A 5,526-nucleotide genomic window follows, 5' to 3' on the forward strand; every position below is an offset into this window, starting at 1 on the left:
TTGTCATTGGACTGCTAATCAATAAAGTTGAATTTGGGCTAGATATTCACGCTTAATAACAGATTTCACCCACTACCGATTTTTCTTTGGAGATCATAGCTACATTGGCATCACAGAAGAGGTTCATAATAAAGGTATAATAACAACCTAAATAAACACCTCAAGGCGTTTAGCCTTCATCACTTTCGAGATCATTCTACCTTGGTTAAAAGAGCAAACAACACATTTGAACTCTACCTTTGTGAAAAACCATCACAGGGGCGTGATATCGCACGTATTCTAAACGCTAATCAACGTAATGATGGGTATCTTCAGGGTGATAAAGTGGTTGTTAGCTGGTGTATTGGTCATTTACTGGAAATGATTCCTCCCGATGCATACGACCCCAAGTATAAGCGCTGGTCATTACACGATTTGCCGATTTTGCCCCAAGACTGGAAAATGTCGGCAAAAAAATCGACCAGTAAACAACTGACAGTTTTAAAAAAGCTTTTAAAACGCAGTCATAGTGTAGTGATTGCAACCGATGCGGATCGTGAAGGGGAAACCATTGCCCGAGAGGTTCTGGATTACTTTAACTATACAGGTTCAACTCGTCGCTTATGGTTATCCGCTCTGGATACAGTGAGTGTACAGCGCGCATTGAAAGCGATCAGACCGAGTATAGAAACGGAACCTTTGTATCATTCAGGCTTGGCTAGAGGTCGTGCTGATTGGTTAATCGGCATGAATTTAACCCGGGCTTTTACGCTGTTAGCGAATGATCGACAAGTACGCTCAGTAGGTCGAGTGCAAACGCCTACATTAGCATTGATAGTCAATCGTGATCGTGACATATCAAATTTTAAACCTGTCCCTTATTATGAAATTTTGACTTATTTTAAAACCAATAATGGAATTAAAGGTGAATTGCTAGAAACAAAATGGCAACTTCCAGAACAAAGATCAACAGGGCAGGGCGACGAGCAAAAAAGATGTCTGGACAAACAAGTTGCACAGTCCGTCATTGATCGATGTCAAAATCAACAAGGTCTTGTCACAACCGCAACTACCGCTAGAAAGAAACAGCCACCACCCTTACTTTATAATTTATCGGGTTTACAACAAGAGGCTTCGCGTCGCTGGGGATATGGGGCTCAGGAAGTATTGAATCTAGCACAATCTCTTTATGAAACCCATAAACTGACGTCATACCCAAGAAGTGATTGTGAGTACTTGCCGCTCAGTCAATTTAACGATGTCAGTATGATACTGCAAGCACTTTGTAAAAATGATGCGAGCCTTAGTGATCTTATTGCACAGGCAAATAATAAACAAAAATCCCGAGTCTGGAATGATAAAAAAGTCACCGCTCACCATGCCATTATTCCTACACAGGCAACACCTGGTATTAATCGTCTCAATGTCAAAGAACTTAATGTCTACAATTTGATTCGACGCCGTTATATTGCTCAGTTCTTTCCTGATTTTGAATATGATCAAAGCACGATCATCGTAACGATTGATGCAGACCAATTTAAAGCCAGTGGACGTATAGCTCGCGTTAAAGGCTGGAAGAAGGCGCTTGAAACAGAGAGCAGACAGAGTTTTTCTAAACCAGCCGGTGAAGATAATAAACAGGAACTTCCTGCGGTAAAAAAAGGTGAGCAACTACTTTGTGATCATCTCAAGCTGTTAGATAAATTAACCCAGCCACCCAAACATTACACCGAAGGCACCTTGATCAAAGCCATGGAAACCATTGGTACTCAGGTGACCGATAAAGTAATGAAAAAGATACTGAGGGAAACAGCAGGATTGGGCACGCAAGCTACCCGAGCCAATATCATTCAAACACTATTCCAGCGTAAATTTATTATTGCAGAAAAGAAATTGCTCAAAGCAACACAGCTAGGGTTTGATTTGATAGGTGCTGTCCCTGACACTATCAAAGATCCACTATTAACCGCGCAGTGGGAACAACAGCTGGATGATATTGCGAATAATAAAGGACAGGATATTAATGGCTTTTTGCAACAACAAATATTATTGCTTAATAACATAATGACACAGGTTAAAACGCCACAAACAAAGCATCAATCAACGCCTGCTGCTTCTAACAGCGTAACAAATCCAAGCTCGCACCCAGCCAAACAATACCAGGCAGGCGACCCTTGCCCAGAATGCAATCATACGCTTGAAGTTCGTACTGCTATTCGAGGCAATAAAATTGGTCAGAATTATATAGGCTGTAGTCATTTTCCAGATTGCCGGTTTTATGCCTGGCCCAAAGAGCGAGAATTCAATAATACCCGAGTATGACTTGTCTTTTGGCTCCACAGCCGCACTACAAAAATAGTTGCGTAGCTTGCTATGCGCCTGTTTTCCTAGCACGACTATGAAGCCAAAATCCTGCGTCATACTTTCGGGTATTATTGAATTCTCGCTCCTAAGCTTTAATCAAAGATTCTAAAGCAGTCTGTCTCTGACTAACATCCTGTTGCATTATGGCCATGGATAAGGCTCTTCTAGTGCCGACAAAAACCGCCAGGTCTTTTGCTCGGGTTAATCCCGTATAAATCAGGTTACGATACAACATCTTAAAATGCTGGGTAAGGATAGGAATAATCACTGTCTTAAATTCACTGCCCTGGGACTTATGAATGGTAATCGCATAAGCGAGATCTAGCTCCATAATATCTTCTTTTTTATAATGCACTTCCCGGTTATCGGGGTAAAAAGACACCATCGCGTTGAGTTCCTCATTGTTGATAGTGATAATTTTTCCTATATCTCCATTAAACACATTCAGATCGTAATTATTACGCCGATGAATCACACGATCGCCTTCTCGAAATATCCGTTCTCCCACTTTCAATTGACACTTACTTTGATGGGGTGGGTTAGCTTTTTCCTGGATTACCTTATTGAGATTAGCAGAACCCAGACTGCCCCGTGTCATCGGCGTTAAAATCTGTATTTCCGCATCTGCCCCATGATATTTAGGAATCCACTCAAGATAGAGTTTAACCACGCTATCAACAGCAGATAGACCGTAATGCAATGAAGACCAGGGGTGTATTTTCTTGACCACAGATTTTAAGGCATCAACCTGCGCATCAGTTTGAGTTAATTGTTCAAGATCCACATGTTTGAATTTATCAGGGACAACAAAACTGACTTCATAAGCAGATGTGATGACTTCTTCGATTCTGAATTCAAAAGGGGAAGGGTTGACTTTCTCTGTACCAAGATTCTCTAATTCTTCAGTATGCCAGTCAAAATGACGTTTTACACGGCTAATAAATCCAAGCTGTTCCTGAGTCGCTTCATCTGAATCAATAAACAGACAATCGGCTCCATTTTTCCAGATAGCGGGTGATTTAAAAGGGGAGGCAATATAAGGTGTTTCACCTTTATTAATCTGATGTGCGTACTGAATAATCAAGGATTCTTTAGCCTGACGAAAGACCTGAGTTAGTCGAAAGCAGGGGATATGCTCAGAGGAAATAATATCCTTAAGCACATTACCTGCACCTACTGAAGGCAATTGATCAGGGTCACCAATAAACAGCACCTGACAGTTATCGGGTACCGCTTTCAATAAAGAAGCGGTTAAACTGATATCCAGCATAGAACATTCATCAACAATTAAAAAATCAGTCTTCAGCCTGGATTCTTCATTCATCTGAAACTCGCCACCTTTCCACTCCAGTAGTCGATGAATGGTTTTGGCTTCTCGCCCAATCACCTCGCTCATCCTCTGTGATGCTCGCCCCGTGGGAGCGGCTAGTAAAACTGATTTTTTCATGGCTTCTAACAGGCGAACAATCACCAATGTCGTCGTGGTTTTACCGCAACCAGGCCCTCCGGTCAGTACTGAGAAACGGTGCTGCACTACAGCTTTAACTGCATCCGCCTGTTCATCACTTAAGGCGATAGACTTACTCTGGCAATAGTGACTGATCCAATTTGCAATTCTCTCAGGCTCACTCGTAATAGACCCTTTCATTCTGCGTAGAATTGTTGCGACCGTTGTCTCGTCATAATAAAGGGTCTTTGAATAATAACCCGTCGTTTCAACACCCGCTTTGCTAATCAGTCGGGTACAAAGTTGTCCCTCTTGTTTCATTAAGCCAAGATAATTATGTAACAGATCACCTAAATTCATTTCAATCAGATCGACGATACCCTTGTTAATTTGTTGCTCAGTCAAATAACAATGCCCTTGTTCACGACTGGCCGCTAAAACATGTTTAATTGCCGCTACCATGCGTTGCTGACTGTCTTTAGACAGACCAATACTGAGAGCCACTTTATCCGCGGAGAAAAAACCAATCCCGTAAAAGTCATTAGCTAGACGATAGGGATCTTCAGTCACCATCGCTATGGCTTTATCGCCATATTGTTTGTAGATTCGCACAGCAAACAGGGTGCTGATGCCATGGCCTTGAAGAAACATCATGACTTCCCGGATAGCACGATGCTCAGTCCAGGCATCTTCAATGGTTTTTAATTTCTTGGTGGCAATACCAGGGACTTCAGTTAATCGTTGTATATCATTCTCGAAAATATCCAAAGTTTCTTTCTGGAAATATTTAACGATTCTCTTGGCTGTCTGTGGTCCCACACCTTTAATAAGGCCAGAACCTAAATATTTTTCAATCGCTGCCGTTGTGGCTGGTTTTTTCTCGATGGCTTCGGAGGCCTTGAACTGACGGCCATACTTATGATCAATCGTCCAGGCACCCCGAAATTCCATGGTCGCACCCGCAAAGACTTTGGTTTGATGAACGGTTACTGTTTCCTGCTGTTGGGGTGACTGAAAAGATTGCACGCGCAAAACAGACCAGCCCGTGGTCGGATTATGATACGTGACTCTGTTTACAATCCCTGTTAGAACCTCAGTAATGGTATTCATTGCTGTGTTATTGATTTTTTCTGTCTATAAAGTCAGGGTAGGGTGACTTATGCTTTATTAGTCTTTACACAAGAATGTACCTGACATTGTGCAAATGATATCGTTCTTTTACAATCTATTGTTTCATACATTGTAACTACTCAGCGTATTTTTTAACTTTAAAATCAAATAGATATATTTTAAATATCACCTGATTTTAATAATTTTTTACCTTAAAATGGATAAAAACAGGACTAAAAACCATCAAGATACATTAATTATAATTAAAAATCAATGTGTTATGATTTTAAGTTACGCTGAGTAGTTACCATACATTATTACCTAAATCCTGCAAGCCATTATTTGGATGCCTAGTAACCATAAAATTGGCAGGGTTACTAGGGATTCTACTGCCACCTTGCCTGTCTTTTTCCGATCGACAGATCAAGACATCCAGATTTCAGTTATAAATAGGGGTGTGACTTTAAAATAATGTTTTAAGCAGTTTGATGTTCGACACCAAATTGAATAATCTTATCCCAAAACTGTTGCCATCTATTTGGGTTCTGTCGCAAGAACTAGTGAAAGCGAAGAGCGCCTTGTCTTCAGGCATAACTATCCTGCTAAAGCCATAAATTGCTTGTAAG

At 41.0% G+C, this 5,526-nt stretch carries 2 protein-coding genes; one reads left to right on the forward strand and one right to left on the reverse strand.

Features of this window, described 5'->3' with window-relative positions; translation table 11 throughout:
* Positions 1–201: 201 nt before the first annotated feature.
* Positions 202–2,301 carry a DNA topoisomerase III gene (locus tag BQ7314_RS13530; protein WP_174484222.1) on the forward strand — a complete coding sequence of 700 codons (2,100 nt, stop codon included), beginning with the start codon at positions 202–204 and terminating at the stop codon, positions 2,299–2,301.
* Between the two features lie 127 nt (positions 2,302–2,428).
* On the opposite strand, the gene recD2 is transcribed toward BQ7314_RS13530, so the two are convergent.
* A complete protein-coding gene (gene recD2, locus BQ7314_RS13535) occupies positions 2,429–4,900 on the reverse strand; it encodes an SF1B family DNA helicase RecD2 (protein ID WP_174484223.1) in 2,472 nt (823 codons plus the stop codon).
* Between the last annotated feature and the right edge of the window lie 626 nt (positions 4,901–5,526).

It is taken from the genome of methanotrophic endosymbiont of Bathymodiolus puteoserpentis (Logatchev), assembly GCF_900128525.1.
Lineage (GTDB): Bacteria > Pseudomonadota > Gammaproteobacteria > Methylococcales > Methylomonadaceae > Methyloprofundus.